Here is a 16,095-nt window from a genome sequence, read left to right on the forward strand (position 1 = left end):
TCACCGGCATACGCGTTCTGGACAGCCGGATCGGGTTGGAGTGGAAGCGCTTCCACAGGGCTTGAAGCGCACAATAACAGTGGCCAAATCCCACGGACAATCGGGGTTTCTCTGGACGTTTTTATGTAGCTGCTTCAGATGTTTTTTGCACTACAGGGATTTTCCGCTTGTAGCATGGCTACACGGCGTTCACGCGTCCGAGCGTGATTCCAGATCGGGACGCACCGCCGCGAGCGCCTCGTGCAGCGTCGGAAAGATGTTCGCGCCGCCCACCACGGGCGTGATGCCGTGCCGATCCATGTCCGCAAGCAGATAACGGTTCACGCGCCCGAAAATCACCTTCACGCCCCGCTCCGCGAGTGCCGAACACAGGTCGATCACGGCGCGCCCCGCCGAATAATCGAGATCGGTAATCGCCGCCGCATCCACGACCACGCAGTGCACGGGCGACGGCGCCCGATCGATCAGCATGCGCAGTTCGTCGACGAACAAGTGGTCGTTCGCATAGAACAGGTCCGCACCGAATCGATAGACGATCAGGCCCGGCGCCGTGAGCTGGCCCGCCTGCGCGGGTTCGGGCAGCCAGTGCCCCTCCTCGTTCGGCACGAGCACCATGGTGTGCGGCCGGTAGCTATGGCGCACGTGGCGCAGCAAAGAAAGGCCGATCGCGATGAGGATGCCGTTCTCCACGCCGATCACGACAACGGCGAGCGCCGTCGTGACCGCAAGCCGGAATTCGCCTGGACTTTCGCGGCGAATGTCGATCAGCTGGTGAATGTTCACGAGGCCCACGGCAATCGTGAAGACGATCGCGGCCAGCACGCAATGCGGCAGGTATTGCAGCAGGCGGCTGAAGAACAACAGCACCACGAGCACGACGCCCGCGAAGACGAGCTGCGCGAACTGGCTGCGCGCGCCGGCCTGATCGGCCATGGCGGTCTGCGTGAGGCTGCCGTTCACGACGAAAGCGCCGCTCATCGAAGCCGCCGCATTGGCCGCCGCGAGGCCGAGGAGATTGGCGTCCTCGTCGGTGCGCTCGCCGTAGCGTTCGGCAAACGCGCGGCTCGTGGCGGCGCTCTGCGCGACGATGATGACGAAGCACGACGCCGCCACCTGCAGCAGATCGATCATCTGGAACCAGCCCACCGCGGGAAAACTCAGGTGCGGCAGGCCGCCCTGCACTGGGCCGATCACGGAAATGCCGTGGCCCGCGAAGTTCAGCGTGGCGCTCGCGGCGATGCTCCCCACGACGGCGACAAGCGGCACCGGCCAGCGTGGCCGGAACCGCTTGAAGACCAGGATCGCGGCCACGACGACCACGGCGATGCCAAGCGTCGGCCAGTGAATCGTGCCCGACTGGGTGACGATCTGCTTGATCTGCAGGACCGTGCGCCGTGAATTGACGGTCATGCCAAGCATGTCGCCGAGCATCGCCACGCCCACTTGCACGCCGACGCCCGTGAGAAAACCCGCGAGGACGGTGCGCGATAGAAAGTCCGCGAGGAAGCCGAGCCGAAACAGGCGTGCGATCAACAACATCACGGCCGTGAGCAACGCGGTCATGCCAGCGAGCGCGACATAGTTGGCGCTCGAAGGCGCCGCCATGGTCGTGAGACGGCTCGCGAAAATGGTGGCCGTGGCGGAATCGGCGGCGACCACGAGATGACGCGACGCGCCAAAGAGGGCAAACGCAACGAGCGGCAGAAAGCCCGTGTACAGACCGCTTACGGCAGGCATGCCCGCAATGCGCGCGTAGCCGAGCAGTTGCGGCACGTTCATCGAGGCGAGCTGCACGCCGGCGAGCGCATCGCGCAATGCAGACGCGCGAGACAGCGGCCGCACACCGCGAAACAGTTCAAACGCCATTACGCCATCCTTTCGAAATCCGCCTCTACCTGCGGTGTTTATTTACTGTGGGTTCACTGGCGCAGTATGTTAGCGCGCGTGGGCGTTCCGGTACGTATTCGATTGCAGCGTCGTTGCATGCGCATCAATGAAAGAGGCCAGCCCGCAGGCTGGCCTCATGACTGATACGCTCAACCGCGTCGCGCAGCGCGACGGTTATACCCGAATCGGCGGCGGCACATAACGGCATTCGTAGCGTTTTCGGACCGTACCGTTCTCATCCACGCTTTCGAGGAACACGTCGAACTGCCAGAGGCGGGCCATGTGGCGCAGCACTTCGTCGGTGTCGCCCGAAAGATGGCGATTGTCGCTCATGAAGTGACGCAGCGTGAGGCTGCGATCGCCGCGCGTGTTCACCGACCACACCTGGATATTCGGCTCGCGGTGATGCATGTCGTACTGACGCGAGAGCGCCTGGCGTACGTACTGGTAGCCGCTTTCGTCGTGAATGGCCGAGACTTCGAGCGCGTCGCGCATGTCGTCGTCGAGCACCGAGAACAGGCGCATTTCGCGGATCAGATGCGGCGACAGGTATTGCGCGACGAAGCTCTCGTCCTTGAAATTGCGCATGGCGTAGTGCAGCGCCTTGAGCCAGGGACTGCCGGCCAGCTCAGGGAACCACTTGCGGTCCTCCTCCGTGGGGTTCTCGCAGATGCGGCGAATGTCGCTCATCATCGAAAAGCCGAGCGCATACGGATTAATGCCGCTGTAATAAGGCTTTGTCACCGGCGGCTGATAGATCACGTTGCTGTGCGAATGCAGGAACTCCATCATGAAGCCGTCTTCGAGCTTGCCCTGCGTATAAAGCGTGTTGAGCAGCGTGTAATGCCAGAACGTGGCCCAGCCTTCGTTCATGACCTGGGTTTGCCGCTGCGGGTAGAAGTATTGCCCGATCTTGCGCACGATGCGGATGACTTCGCGTTCCCATGGTTCGAGCAGCGGCGCGTTCTTTTCGGCGAAATACAGCAGGTTTTCCTGCGGCTCCGGCGGAAAGCGCTCGTCGATCTCCTCGGCAACGGGCATTTGCTGCTTGGGCAGCGTGCGCCATAGCTCATTGACCTGGGACTGCAGATAAGCCTCGCGCTCCCGGCGCAATGCGGCCTCGCGTTCGAGCGACAGCTTTTGCGGCCGTTTGTAGCGGTCCACGCCATAGTTCATGAGCGCATGGCACGAGTCGAGCAGCTCTTCCACACGGTCGAGACCATAACGTTCCTCGCATTCGGCGATGTAATTCTTCGCATAGACGAGGTAGTCGATGATGGCGTGCGCGTCCGTCCAGAGACGGAACAGATAGTTGCCCTTGAAGAACGAGTTGTGCCCATACGCGGCGTGCGCGATCACGAGCGCCTGCATCGTCATGGTGTTCTCTTCCATGAGATACGCAATGCAGGGGTTGGAGTTGATGACGATCTCGTAGGCGAGCCCCATCTGGCCGCGGCGATAGCTCTTTTCGGTGGAGAGAAAGTGCTTGCCGAACGACCAGTGGCGATAGTTCACCGGCATGCCAACGGACGCATAGGCGTCCATCATCTGCTCGGCGCTGATCAGTTCCAGCTGGATCGGATAAACGTCCAGTTCGTATTGCTCTGCAACATGCGAGATATGTGTGTCGTACTCCTCGATGAGTTCGAAGGTCCAGTCGGAGGGGCACGGCAACGGCCGTTTGTCGGCTACGTTCATTTGCACTTCCCTTTGCTGGGCGAGCCCATGCTCCTTGTGGCGAGCAGCCCCGGCGGCATGTCCGGGCGCTTCGGCCTCCTCGCGGTGGCCGGGCTTGCGCTCGCCGCCGTGTTCGCCATGCTGCCCTTTTTCGTGGCCGCTCGTCTTCCGGCGCTCCGGCTGGTAGCCGCGCGCCTCATTGTGCAGGTGGCGTGTCGTCATGAGTGCTCCACCTGCTTTTCGAAAAGCTCCCGGAACACCGGGTAGATGTCCGCCGCGGTGTCGACTTTTTTCATCGCCAGATGCGGTTCGGTGAGCGCGAGCTGCGCGTATTCGAGCCAGAGGTTCTGCTCCTCCGGCGTCACCTGAATATACGCAAAATAGCGCACCTGCGGGAGTATGTCATCCGCGAGAATCTTGCGGCATTTGGGTGAATCGTCAGTCCAGTTGTCGCCGTCCGAAGCCTGTGCGCCGTAGATGTTCCAGTCGCTTGGCGAATAACGGTCCTCGATCACTTTTTTCATCAGCTCCAGCGCGCTCGACACGACCGTGCCGCCGCTTTCGGTGGAATGAAAGAAGGTGTCCTCGTCCACTTCCTCGGCGCGCGTGTGGTGGCGAATGAAGACCACCTCGATCTTTTCGTAATTGCGCTTGAGGAACAGGTACAGGAGGATGAAGAAGCGCTTGGACAAGTCCTTGCGCTGCTCGTCCATCGAGCCCGACACGTCCATCAGGCAGAACATCACAGCCTGGCTCGACGGCTGCGGCTGCTTCACGCGATTCACGTACCGCAGATCGAACGGGTCAATGAACGGAATGCGCCAGATGCGCCCGCGCAGGTGATGAATCTGCTCTTCGAGCAACGCGATCTCTTCGCGCCGGTCGGCCGGGTCGGCCTTGAGCGCTTCGAGTCGCTCCTCGAGTTCGTGCAGTTCGTTGACGAGCGGCGCGCCGAGTGCGATACGACGGCCGAGCGCGCTGCGCAGCGACCGGACGACGTCGATGTTGTTCGGCGTGCCCTCGGCCGCCCAGCCCGCGCGGATGCTCTTCCACGTAGGCACGGCCATGAGATGGGTTTTGACGAGGCGCGGCAGTTCGAGGTCGTCGAAGAAGTACTGCATGAACTCTTCGCGCGAGAGTTCGAACACGAAGTCGTCCTGACCTTCGCCCTCGTTGCTCGCCTGGCTGCCGCCCCCGCCCCCGCCGCCCTGCGGGCGCGGAATGCGGTCGCCGCGAATGTAGTCCTCGTTGCCTGGATGAACCATTTCGCGTTTGCCGCCGGGGCCGTGCCGGAACGACGGCTCCGCGATGTCCTTGCGCGGAATGGTGATGCTCTGGTTGCTCTGTATGTCCTTGATGCTGCGGTCACGCACCGCTTCCGATACGGCGTGACGAATATAGTTCTTCACGCGGCGCAAAAAGCGCTCGCGGTTAGCAATGCTCTTGTTCTTTCCGGCTAGCCTGCGGTCGATGATTTGATGAAGCACATCCAGTCTCCCGCTCCAGTTTCGAATGGGCGAGGTGCGCAGTGTTCATTGCCGCGTTTGCCATCGTGCGTGCCGCGTTCACCCGCTCATGGCCACGCCGCCTGCGCCCCGCCGGGGGTCCGCTTGCGCCGCCGCAAAACTGCGGCAGCGCGCCCGGACGGTAAAGCCTCTTCGTTCACGACGACTTGCGCACCCGCAGATACCAGTCGCAGAGCAACCGGACCTGCTTCGGCGTATAGCCCTTCGCCACCATGCGGTTGACGAAGTCTTCGTGCTTGCGCTGCTCTTCCGCCGATCCTTTCGCATTGAACGAGATGACCGGCAAAAGTTCTTCCGTGTTCGAGAACATTTTCTTTTCGATCACCACGCGCAGTTTCTCATAGCTGATCCAGGCCGGATTCTTGCCGGCATTGGCCGCACGCGCGCGCAGCACGAAGTTCACGATCTCGTTGCGGAAGTCCTTCGGGTTGCTGATGCCCGCGGGCTTCTCGATCTTCTCGAGCTCGGCATTCAACGCCGCGCGATCGAAGCTCTCGCCCGTATCGTGATCGCGGAACTCCTGGTCCTGAATCCAGAAGTCGGCGTACGTGACATAGCGGTCGAAGATGTTCTGCCCGTATTCCGAATACGACTCGAGGTAAGCGGTCTGGATCTCCTTGCCGATGAACTCCGCGTAACGCGAGGCCAGCACGTCCTTGACGAACGACAGATACTTCTGCTCGGTTTCCGGCGGAAACTGCTCGCGTTCGATCTGCTGTTCGAGCACATACATGAGGTGCACCGGATTCGCTGCCACTTCGGTCGAGTCGAAGTTGAACACGCGTGAGAGAATCTTGAACGCGAAGCGCGTCGAGACCCCGTTCATCCCTTCGTCCACGCCCGCGAAGTCGCGGTACTCCTGGTACGACTTCGCCTTTGGATCGGTGTCCTTGAGGTTTTCGCCGTCGTACACCTGCATCTTCGAGAAGAGGCTGGAGTTCTCCGGCTCCTGCAGGCGCGTGAGCACCGACATCTGCGCCATCATCTTCAGCGTGCCCGGCGCGCACACGGCTTCGGCAAGCGACGAATTGCGCAACAGCTTCTCGTAGATCTTCATCTCTTCCGAGTAGCGCAGGCAGTACGGCACCTTCACCACGAAGATACGATCGAGCAGGGCCTCGTTGTTGCGGTTGTTGCGGAACGCCTTCCACTCCGACTCGTTCGAGTGCGCGAGGATGATGCCGTTGAACGGGATCGCCCCGAATCCTTCGGTGCCCTTGAAGTTGCCTTCCTGGGTGGCCGTGAGCAGCGGGTGCAGCACCTTGATCGGCGCCTTGAACATTTCGACGAATTCGAGCAGGCCCTGATTCGCGAGACACAGGCCGCCCGAGTAGCTGTACGCGTCGGCGTCGTCCTGGGCGTATTGCTCGAGCTTGCGGATGTCCACCTTGCCGACGAGCGACGAGATGTCCTGATTGTTTTCGTCGCCAGGCTCGGTCTTTGCGATGCCGATCTGGCGCAGGATGGACGGGAAGCGGCGCACCACGCGGAACTTGCGGATGTCGCCGTTGTATTCGTGCAGGCGCTTCACGGCCCACGGGCTCAGGATGCTGCGCAGGTAACGGCGCGGTATGCCGTATTGCTCTTCGAGTATCGGACCGTCTTCGTCGTAGTCGAAAAGCCCGAGCGGAGATTCGTTCACGGGCGAGCCCTTGATCGCGTAGAACGGCACGCGCTCCATGAGCTGCTTCAGACGCTCGGCGATGGAGGACTTGCCGCCACCCACCGGACCGAGCAGATAGAGAATCTGCTTCTTCTCTTCGAGTCCTTGCGCCGCATGGCGGAAATACGCGACGACCTGCTCGATCACGTCTTCCATGCCATAGAACTCGCGGAATGCGGGATACACCTTGATGACCTTGTTCGCAAAGATGCGCGACAGGCGCGGATCGTTGCGGGTGTCGATCTGTTCGGGTTCGCCGATTGCCGTCAGCATGCGTTCGCCAGCCGTGGCGTACGCATTGGGATCTTCCTTGCAGAGCGCGAGATACTCCTCGAGCGAGAACTCCTCCTCTCGCGTTTTTTCGAAGCGGGTCGCGAAGCTGCTGTAGATATCCATGCTACCTCCTCGCCGAGATCTGCGACCGATGTCGTGCGCGGCGCGCTATTCGGAAACGACATCGCTCAAATTCATCCTAAACCCTTTTGAAATTTTTCGCACCGTTAAATCGCGCCTGATGTGCCCTCGAAAGCTAAGCATTTTTGAGCGCTTGGAGGGCGCCGGACAACGACTTACAATGATCTTCCCTACTGGTGCAAATTTCAGACCGGGGTCACGCTCCTTCCCAAATGCTGTGCCTGCATGTTGGTCGAATCCGTCGGGCCGCGCATACGCGACACCGCGCCTTTACCTGGTTTTTGCTGGTTTTTCCTCGTGTTCGACCGGTTTCGCGCCTTGCCGTCCGGCGCTACGGCATCCGCAGCGCCTCTTCATCAAACGCACGAGTGCAGCGCCGGTGCACACCCACTCGTTACGATTTGTTCGCGAGCCCGCAGAGCGCGCCCGCATGGCGCACTGCCACGCCGATGTTGTGAGCACGCGTCAATGCGATTTTTTTCCCGTTTTACGCGTCGGTTTCGCCGTCGTCGGTGACCTGCCGCGCATTCTTGCGCGGATGCCGGCCGACGCTGCCAGGCCCTGTCGCCAGTAGTGGTTTTCCCGCTCCATTCAAACGACTTGCGATAAAGATGACGCGCATGACAGGTTGCCAGGTTTACACCCATGAGACGGACAGCGTGCACAAAAAAATAAAGCCGCCGCGCAATGCGCGCGGCAGCCTTTCACTGAAGCCAATGTGACGGGTGCGACAGTTACATGATGCGCCCCTGGGCGGCCTAGACGAACTCGACTTCGACTTCCCCCAACCCGTCGATGTGGCCGTGCAGGAGACCCGGTGTATCGATGCGGTGCGCACCGACATAGGTGCCGGTCGTGATGGTCCATTCGGGCTCGATCGTGATGCCCATGGCGGCGCAATGATTGACGAACCAGACGAGCAGTTCGCGCGGGTCGCCGGCGGGGTTGCCCGGCGCCTCCGGCACGAGAGACGCGCCGTCGAACGTCAGTTCGAGCTCCGGCGCGACGAAATCGAGCACGCGGGCAAGCGCTGGGTACGGCAGCGCATGGCCGGTCACGAGTGCGCCGTTGTTCTGTGCATCGGCGAGCTGGGCGAGCGGAGCGACGTTGGGCCACTGCGCGAAACGGCTATCGACGATCTCGATGGCCGGCAGGATCTGGCCGACGCGCGCGAGCACCTCGTCGCGCGCATAGGCTTCGGCACGCGGAACGATCGGTTCCGAAAAACGAAAGGCGATCTCCAGCTCGACGAGCACGCGGAAGAAGTGGCGGCGCTCGAAGCGGGCCGGCGAGGCGTGCACGAGCGGCGCGGGAATCGGCGCGCCGGAGGCGGGGCCGCCCGGGGCGCGCGCGCCCACCTTCCAGCCGCCCGTGGTCGTCTCGAGCCCGGCGAGCACCGCCTGCTGGATCGCATAGGCCGTGGCCGCGTCCGGCGGCACGCGCTCGGGTTCCAGCGTTTCGATCAGATGATGATGCCGGCGCGCATTCACGAGGCGTTGCGCGAGATCGTCATGCGTCATGTCGGGTTCCTTGTTTGTGCTGTCATGCGGCGCCGGCGCTCGATGCCGGCGCAATCCGTCCTGCCTGGCGCGGTGCGCCCTCCCGCGCCCTGTGGCGCGGGTCCTTCCCCTTGCGGCGCCTCCCCGTGCGGGCCCGCGCCCGCGCGTCGGCGCGGGCTGAACCAGCACGACGCCATGCCGCTCGCGCGCGCCGCTGGGCGCCGCAGTGTAGCGCGCCGACCGGGCCGCGCAGATGACACGGCTGACAATGTACCGTAACGGCGCGCGCATGGCGCACGGCAGGGCCGCACAACGCGGGGCAAAGGCGCAAAAAAGCCGCTGGGGCGCAGCGGCTGGCTCGCGCGCACGGACGGCCCGCGCGGCTGATCAGAGGCGTTTCAGAAGGTTTCCCAGTCGCCATGCGAACCGGCGCCCGCCGCCGCCACGCTCAGCGGCGCGCTCGGGGCCGCGGCGGCCCGTGCGGCCGGCTGGGCGGCAACGGGAGCGGGGCTTTTGCGCGGCGCGCGCTTTGCAGCCGGGGCGGCGGATGCCGGGCGCGTGACGGACCGGGAGACGGAACGCGAGACCGAAGCGGCCCTGGCGGCCGCCCGCACCGGCTGCGCCGGCGCCGCGCCGGGCGCCGCGTCTTCCAGGTTAAACACCGCGACGGCCTCGCGCAGGCGTGTAGCCTGGTCCTCGAGCGACTGCGCGGCGGCGGCGGCCTCCTCGACGAGCGCCGCGTTCTGCTGGGTCACCTCGTCCATCTGCGTGACCGCGCGCGCGACCTGGTCGATGCCGCCCGACTGCTCCTGTGAAGCCGCCGAGATCTCACCCATGATGTCGGTTACGCGCTGCACAGCGGCGATGATCTCGGTCATCGTGCGGCCCGCCTCGTCGACGAGCGCCGAACCCGCCTGCACGCGCTCGACCGAGGTGTCGATGAGCCCCTTGATCTCCTTGGCCGCCGCCGACGAGCGCTGCGCGAGGCTGCGCACCTCACCCGCCACCACGGCGAAGCCGCGCCCTTCCTCGCCTGCGCGCGCCGCTTCGACGGCCGCATTGAGCGCGAGGATATTGGTCTGGAAGGCGATGCCCTCGATGATCGTGATGATGTCGGCGATCTTCGCGGAACTGTCGTTGATGTCGCCCATCGTGCCGACCACCTGATTGACGACCGAACTGCCCTTATGGGCGATTTCCGAGGCGTTGGCGGCGAGCGCGCTGGCCTGGCGGGCGTTGTCGGCATTCTGTTTCACGGTGCCCGTGAGCTGCTCCATGCTCGATGCGGTCTGCTGGAGCGCCGAAGCCTGTTCTTCGGTGCGCGACGAGAGGTCGAGGTTGCCCGCGGCGATCTCGCGCGTGGCCGTGGCGATCGATTCGGTGCCCGAGCGCACCGAGCGCACCGTTTCGGTGAGGCTGCGCTGCATCTGCGCGACGCCGCCCAGAAGTTCGCCCATCTCGTCGTTGCGGCGCACGACCACGGGCCGGCGCAGATCGCCGGCGGCGATCGCATGGAACGCGCCGAGCGCCTCGCCGAGCGGCCCGGCGATGGCGCGGCGCAGCGAGAAGAACGAATACGCGGCAGCGCCAATGCCGACGAGCAGCGCCGCGATGCACGCGGCGCGCAGCTGCGAGAACGCCGCCTGGGCGTCGTCGAAACCGTTTTGCGCCTGCGTCATCTGGAACTTGTCGAGTACGGCGTCGGCCTTCGAAAGTCCGTCGTAGGCTTCTTTCAGCGCTTTGGAGCCCGCCGCGACCTTTGCCTGGTCGCCGGACTGGACCGTGACGGAAAACTGGTTCGCAATCTGATGCAGGGCCTCGCGCCGGGCTGCGACGTCCTGAGCGAGGCGCGCTTCGTCGCCGTTATGCGGCAAGGCCATGTACTTCTTCCAGTAGTCGTCCGATACGCCGCGCAACATGCGCGCACGATCGATTGTCGCAGCAGCGTCGGGCGTACCCAGTTCGAAAGCCGCCCGGTCGAGCGCAAGACGCTCGCGGGCCGCATAGATCTCGGCCAGATTGACCGCGTGCGAACTGGGCATCTGGTCGGTGAAGGTCTCGCGATACGCCTCGTTCGAACGCGTGAGACCGAGCAATCCGACCGCGCTGAGCGCGATGATCAACGTCGCCAGAAAGCTCATTGTGATGCCGATGCGCGCCTTGATACTGATGCCCTTGCCCATGACTCCCCCAACGCTTGTAATGTGGTGTCGGACCTGGCGTCCGACACGGAGTGACCGCTCTAACAGGCGTTTACGGCAGGGGCTTTCATGGTCTTGAAATGTGTATATGGTATGAAGTATTGGCGCGAATCGTCCATGCGCGGGCCGAATAACCGGCGCATGGACGACTACGCCTAAAGGACAGGCAGATTCGCTCAGCCCGCGAGTTCGGCAAGTGTCGGAATGGAAGGTTGCGCACCCGCGCGCGTGACGGAAACCGACGCCGCGCGCAGCGCGAACGCAATGGCCTCGAGCGCAGTTGCGCCGGCGGCAAGGCGCGCGGCGAACGCGCCGATGAAGGTGTCGCCGGCCGCCGTCGTGTCCACGGCATTCACGCGCGGCGCGGGCAGATGGGCCGGCCCGGCGCCCTCCAGCAGCGCACATACGCCCTGCGCACCGAGCGTCACCAGCACGTTGCGCGCACCCGCCTCGCGCAGCGCCAGCGCCGCCTGGGCGGCTTCTTCGGGCGTGCCCGCAGGCAGGCCGGTGAGCGTCGCGGCCTCCAGTTCGTTCGGCACAAGGTAGTCGACGAGCGCAAGCCACTGCGCGGGCAGCGGCCCCGTGGCGGGCGCCGGATTGAGGATGGTGATCTTGCCGAGCCGCCGTGCGGCGGCGAGCGCGGCCGCCACGGCATCCGGGGGCGTTTCGAGCTGGCAGACCACCACGTCGGCCTGCGCGAGCACGGCCTCATGGCGCAGGATCGTTTCGGGCGTGAGCTCGCCGTTGCTGCCGGCCACGATGACGATGGCGTTCTGACTCGCGTCGTCGACGACGATCAGCGCCACGCCGGTTGGCGCCCCCGGCGATGTTTCGAGCGCGCCGCAGTCGATACCTTCCGCCATCAGCCCCGTGCGCAATACCTCGCCGTTGCTGTCGGCGCCGACCCGGCCGATCATCGCCACCTGGGCGCCCAGGCGCGCCGCGGCCACCGCCTGGTTACCGCCCTTGCCGCCGGCCACCTGCGCAAACGCATGGCCCGCGAGCGTCTCGCCGGGAGACGGCAAGCGCGGCGCACGCGCGACGAGATCCATGTTCAGACTGCCGACCACGGCCACGCGAGCGCGCGTGTCGGCCGGCTTTGCTGCGTCAGTCGTCACGATGCCTCCTCGATGGCTTGCGCCTTCGGTACGGCGACCCTGCCTCAGGCCGCTAGCGGCGCGTATTCCTCCGCGCCGACCCAGGGCCCCGTCGATTCGCGGGCGAAGAGCGTCGGCGGCATGACGCGGCGCCGCGCCCTCGCGCCTTCCTCGCGCGCGTTCGCGATGCGCTCGATCAGCGTGAGCGCCGCCATGTCCCCGAGCGCACGCGCCGGCTGGCCGACCGTCGAGAGCGCGGGCCAGGTGAAGTTGCCAAGCTCGATGTCGTCGAAGCCGATGATCGAGCAGTCGCCCGGCACGCGCAAGCCGCGCTCGGCGGCCGCGCGCAAGGCGCCGATGCCCATCATGTCGTTGCCGGCGAAGATCGCGGTCGGCCGCACGCTGTCGAACAGTTGCGCCGCCGCGCGGTAGCCGCCCGCGCCGGAAAAGTCGCTTTCGACGATCGCCCCCGGCGCGATCTCCACGCCGCGCTCGGACATGGCGCGCAGAAAGCCGTGCATGCGCATCGCGCTCACCGCGGTCGTCACCGGCCCGGTGATGCAGCCAATGCGCGAGTGCCCGAATTCGAGCAGATGCCGCGTGGCGAGCCAGGCCCCGCGCTCGTGGTCGATCTGCACGAGATCGGCGTCGAGCCCCTCGATGTTGCGGTCGATGACGACGATCGGCTCGCGCGCGTCGGCGAGCGTCGAAGCCAGCACGGCGTCGTCGCCGGCCGAGGCGACGATGAGGCCGTCGATGCGCTTTTCCTGCAGCACGCGCAGGTAGCTGCGCTGCTTGGCCGGGTCGTCGTCGGAGTTGCAGAAGAACACGCAGTAGCCCTTGCGCGCGCAGGCGTCCTCGACGCCGCGTGCGAGCTCGGCGAAATACGGGTTGGTGCCGTTCGGCACGAGCAGACCCACCGTCGCCGTGGCACGCGCCTTGAGCGAGCGCGCCACCGCCGACGGCACGTAGTTCAGGTCGCGGATCGCACGCTCGACCTTGGCCCGCACGTCCGCCGACACCGGACGCGAATTGTTCACCACATGCGACACCGTCGTGAAAGACACCCCCGCCACGGCGGCCACATCCTTGATCGTCGCCATCTTTATGTTGCTCCTGCTTTTTTGCTGCGCTGTTGCTGCCGGCTCTCTGCGCGCCCGTTATTGGTCTGGTCCGACGTCGCTTCCCCGGTCATTTCCGCCGGCCCGCGCTGCATTGCGGACCGCGCCCTCGAAAAATTGTTATGTTCTGCTGCCTCTGCGACTTCGCCTGCTGCGATACGTGTCGAGCACGACCGCCACGACGATCACCGCGCCGGTGATGATGCGTTTGGTGGGCTCGTTCGCGCCGATCTGCGCGAGCCCCGCGGCCAGCACCGAGATGATCAGCACGCCGAAGAACGTGCTGATGACCGAGCCGCGCCCGCCCATCAGGCTCGTGCCGCCGATCACCACGGCCGCGATCACCTGCAGCTCCAGCCCCACGCCCGCGTTCGGATCGGCGGCTTCGAGGCGCGAAATCTGGAACAGCGCCGCGAGCCCGGAAAGCGCGCCCATCAGCGCGAACACGATTACCTTGTACGGCCGCGGATCGACGCCCGCGAGGCGCACCGCCTCCTCGTTGGTGCCAATACCGATCAGATACCTTCCGAACACCGTGCGCGTGAGCGTGAGCTGCGCGATCACCATCACCGCCACCGCGATCAGGAACGCCGGCGAAATGCCGAATGCGATCGGGTTCGAGAGAAAGTCGAACGCGTCGCCGATATACGCCGTGCGCGAATTCGTCATCTCGTACGCGAGCCCGCGCGCCGCTTCGAGCACGCCGAGCGAGACGATGAACGACGGGATGCGCCAGCCCACCGTCACCGCGCCCGTGAGCGTGCCCGTGGCCGCCGCGGCGACAAGGCCGAGCAGCGCCGCCGGCAGCGCGCCCCAGCCCCACCTGAGCGACGCCACGCTCACCACCGACGCGCCGAGCGCGAGCACCGAGCCGACCGAAAGATCGATGCCCGCGATGATCAGCACGAAGGTCATGCCCACGGCCATCACCACGAGATCGGGAATCTGGTTCGCGATCGTGCTGAACGTATCGTACGTGAGGAAGTGCGAACTCAGCAGCGAGAACAACACGATCATCGCGATCAGCGCGAGCGCGAGGCCCAGGTAGTTCGAAAAGCCAAAGCGCGTGCCCACGGGCTTGCCGCTCGCCTGCATCGCATGCGGTTGCTGCGCAGCGGGCGGCGCGATTCTGGTCGAACTGGTTCGCCCACCGCTTTCGTCACCCTGCGGAGACGGTTGCCCGCGCAACGGGTCGTTCGTCATGAAGCGCTCCCTCGTGGGTCGTCGTTTCGTTCCTGCAGCTTGCCCGTTTCCACGTGTGGCGGCACATCGCCCATTTCAGGCAGATCGCACGCATTCGCAACCAGCGCATCCTCGGCGCGCAGCCCCGCGAACGCGGCGGCCAGCAGCTTGTCCTGGCTCCACTCGCCGCGATCGTAGATGGCGGTCATCTTCCCCGCCGACATCACGCCGATGCGGTCGCAGATCAGCATCAGTTCGCGCAGGTCGCTCGACACGACCACGAGCGCCCGGCCTTCGCGCGCGAGTGCGCCCATCAGCGCGTAGATGTCGAACTTCGCGCCGACGTCGATGCCGCGCGTGGGCTCGTCGAACAGCACGACTCGCATCGACTGCGTAATGTCGCGCGCGAGCCAGCGGCCGATCACGACCTTCTGCTGGTTGCCGCCCGACAGCTCGCCCACCGGCTGCGCGGGCCCGGACGCGCGAATTCGCAGTGCGTCGATCTGCGTGCGCGCCAGTGTGTTCTCGCGGGCCGCGTCCACCACGCCGTAGCGCGATACCGCGCCCACGTTGCCAAGCGTCACGTTCGCGGCGAGCGGCTGTGGCAGCAGCAGTCCTTCGCCCTTGCGGTCCTCGGTGATGAGCGCGATGCCCAGCCGAACCGCATCGGCGGGCGAGGCGATCTGCACCGGCTGCGGCGCCGCGCCCGGCGTGGGCGCCAGCGCCACCGTGCCGCGTTCCATGCGGTCGGCGCCGTAGATGAGCCGCATCAGCTCCGTCCTGCCCGCGCCGATCAGCCCGGACACACCAAAAATCTCGCCTGCGCGCACGTCGAACGACACGTCGCGCACGGCCTTCGCACGCGTGAGCCCTTCCACCTTCAAAAGCGGCGCGCCGATGCGCCGCAGCCCCAGATCGATGCGCTCGCCAAGCTCGCGCCCCACCATCAGCGCGACGATCCGCTCTGGCGTGAGGTTGGCCATGGCGTCCACCCGCACGAGCTTGCCGTCGCGCAACACCGCGACGCGCTGCGCGATGCGCTCGAGTTCTTCGAGCCGGTGCGAGATGTAGACGATCGCTACGCCGCGCGCCTTCAGGCGCGCGATCTGCTCGAACAGCAGCTCGACCTCGCGAGCCGTGAGCATGGCCGTCGGCTCGTCGAGGATCAGCACGCGCATGTCGCTGCCATGTGCACCATGGGCACCCTCAGCACCCGCGGCGCTGCCGATCAGGTTGCGCGCGATCTCCACGAGCTGCTGATGCCCGATACCCAGCTCCCCGACCGGCGTGTCGGGGTCGATCGCCTCGAGCCCGACCTGCGCCATTGCGGCCCGCGCGTCCTCACGCAGCCGCCTGCGGTCGATCCAGCCCAAGCGCAGCGGCCCCGACTGCGGCAGGCGGTCCAGAAAGAGATTCTCGGCAACGGTCAGCGTGGGCAGCAGGTTCAGCTCCTGCATGACCATACGCACGCCGAGCGCCTCGGCTTCGCGGCGGCTTGCCGGGGCGTAAGGCCGGCCCATCAGCGCCATGCTGCCCGCGCTCGGCGCCGTGAGACCGCTCACGATCTTCGAGAGCGTGCTCTTGCCCGCGCCGTTTTCCCCCGTGAGCGCGAGCACTTCGCCGGCGTGCAGCGCGAGGCTGACGTCGGCGAGCACCGGCTGCTCGTAGGTCTTCCCGACACCCGTTACCGTCAGCACGGCGGGCCCAGGTGACGCTACGTCGGAGACATTTGCATCCATCACGATCCTGTAGTCGCGAGCCGCGCCGCCGGGTTCAACCGGTGAGCCGCGCCGCCCGGATACTGCGGGTCTGCACCGCCGCCGCGCGC

At 65.4% G+C, this 16,095-nt stretch carries 10 protein-coding genes; all 10 read right to left on the reverse strand.

The features are described 5' to 3' along the window. Positions 1-189: 189 nt before the first annotated feature. The 10 genes from BHE01S_RS16090 to BHE01S_RS16135 all read right to left on the reverse strand — a co-directional run bounded on the left by BHE01S_RS16090 (position 190) and on the right by BHE01S_RS16135 (position 16,006). Complete coding sequence (locus BHE01S_RS16090) at positions 190-1,866, reverse strand: SulP family inorganic anion transporter (protein WP_042265695.1); 1,677 nt, start codon at positions 1,864-1,866, stop codon at positions 190-192. A 195-nt stretch (positions 1,867-2,061) separates the two neighbouring features. Continuing rightward, positions 2,062-3,786, reverse strand: coding sequence for a SpoVR family protein (locus BHE01S_RS16095; RefSeq protein ID WP_042265696.1), 1,725 nt, complete (start codon positions 3,784-3,786; stop codon positions 2,062-2,064). Beyond that, the gene (locus tag BHE01S_RS16100; protein WP_042265697.1) at positions 3,783-5,051 is read right to left on the reverse strand and encodes a YeaH/YhbH family protein; all 1,269 of its coding nucleotides are present in this window, start codon (positions 5,049-5,051) and stop codon (positions 3,783-3,785) included. The genes BHE01S_RS16095 and BHE01S_RS16100 overlap by 4 nt, the downstream gene beginning before the upstream one ends. 175 nt (positions 5,052-5,226) lie before the next feature. Beyond that, positions 5,227-7,149, reverse strand: coding sequence for a PrkA family serine protein kinase (locus BHE01S_RS16105; RefSeq protein WP_028211520.1), 1,923 nt, complete (start codon positions 7,147-7,149; stop codon positions 5,227-5,229). Positions 7,150-7,925: 776 nt separating this feature from the next. Next, entirely contained in the window at positions 7,926-8,687 is a 762-nt protein-coding gene (locus BHE01S_RS16110) for a 2-keto-4-pentenoate hydratase (RefSeq protein ID WP_042265698.1), read from the reverse strand. A gap of 377 nt (positions 8,688-9,064) precedes the next feature. After that, positions 9,065-10,849, reverse strand: a complete 1,785-nt coding sequence (locus BHE01S_RS16115) for a methyl-accepting chemotaxis protein (protein ID WP_042265699.1) — start codon at positions 10,847-10,849, stop codon at positions 9,065-9,067. A 194-nt stretch (positions 10,850-11,043) separates the two neighbouring features. After that, positions 11,044-11,985, reverse strand: coding sequence for a ribokinase (gene rbsK, locus BHE01S_RS16120; RefSeq protein ID WP_281177758.1), 942 nt, complete (start codon positions 11,983-11,985; stop codon positions 11,044-11,046). 44 nt (positions 11,986-12,029) lie between these two features. Continuing rightward, positions 12,030-13,067 (reverse strand): LacI family DNA-binding transcriptional regulator, encoded by a 1,038-nt coding sequence (locus BHE01S_RS16125; protein WP_042265700.1) that lies wholly within the window; start codon positions 13,065-13,067, stop codon positions 12,030-12,032. Positions 13,068-13,205: 138 nt separating this feature from the next. After that, complete coding sequence (locus BHE01S_RS16130; RefSeq protein ID WP_042265701.1) at positions 13,206-14,288, reverse strand: ABC transporter permease; 1,083 nt, start codon at positions 14,286-14,288, stop codon at positions 13,206-13,208. Then, positions 14,285-16,006, reverse strand: a complete 1,722-nt coding sequence (locus tag BHE01S_RS16135) for a sugar ABC transporter ATP-binding protein (RefSeq protein WP_084068914.1) — start codon at positions 16,004-16,006, stop codon at positions 14,285-14,287. The genes BHE01S_RS16130 and BHE01S_RS16135 overlap by 4 nt, the downstream gene beginning before the upstream one ends. Positions 16,007-16,095 lie beyond the last annotated feature (89 nt).

It is taken from the genome of Paraburkholderia heleia NBRC 101817 (genome assembly GCF_000739775.1).
Lineage (GTDB): Bacteria > Pseudomonadota > Gammaproteobacteria > Burkholderiales > Burkholderiaceae > Paraburkholderia > Paraburkholderia heleia.

Coding starts and splice junctions, on each gene's coding strand:
- BHE01S_RS16135 (WP_084068914.1), bottom strand. CDS start 16,006: ATGGATGCAAATGTCTCCGACGTAGCGTCACCTGGGCCCGCCGTGCTG.
- BHE01S_RS16125 (WP_042265700.1), bottom strand. CDS start 13,067: ATGGCGACGATCAAGGATGTGGCCGCCGTGGCGGGGGTGTCTTTCACG.
- BHE01S_RS16130 (WP_042265701.1), bottom strand. CDS start 14,288: ATGACGAACGACCCGTTGCGCGGGCAACCGTCTCCGCAGGGTGACGAA.
- BHE01S_RS16105 (WP_028211520.1), bottom strand. CDS start 7,149: ATGGATATCTACAGCAGCTTCGCGACCCGCTTCGAAAAAACGCGAGAG.
- BHE01S_RS16090 (WP_042265695.1), bottom strand. CDS start 1,866: ATGGCGTTTGAACTGTTTCGCGGTGTGCGGCCGCTGTCTCGCGCGTCT.
- BHE01S_RS16095 (WP_042265696.1), bottom strand. CDS start 3,786: ATGACGACACGCCACCTGCACAATGAGGCGCGCGGCTACCAGCCGGAG.
- BHE01S_RS16110 (WP_042265698.1), bottom strand. CDS start 8,687: ATGACGCATGACGATCTCGCGCAACGCCTCGTGAATGCGCGCCGGCAT.
- BHE01S_RS16115 (WP_042265699.1), bottom strand. CDS start 10,849: ATGGGCAAGGGCATCAGTATCAAGGCGCGCATCGGCATCACAATGAGC.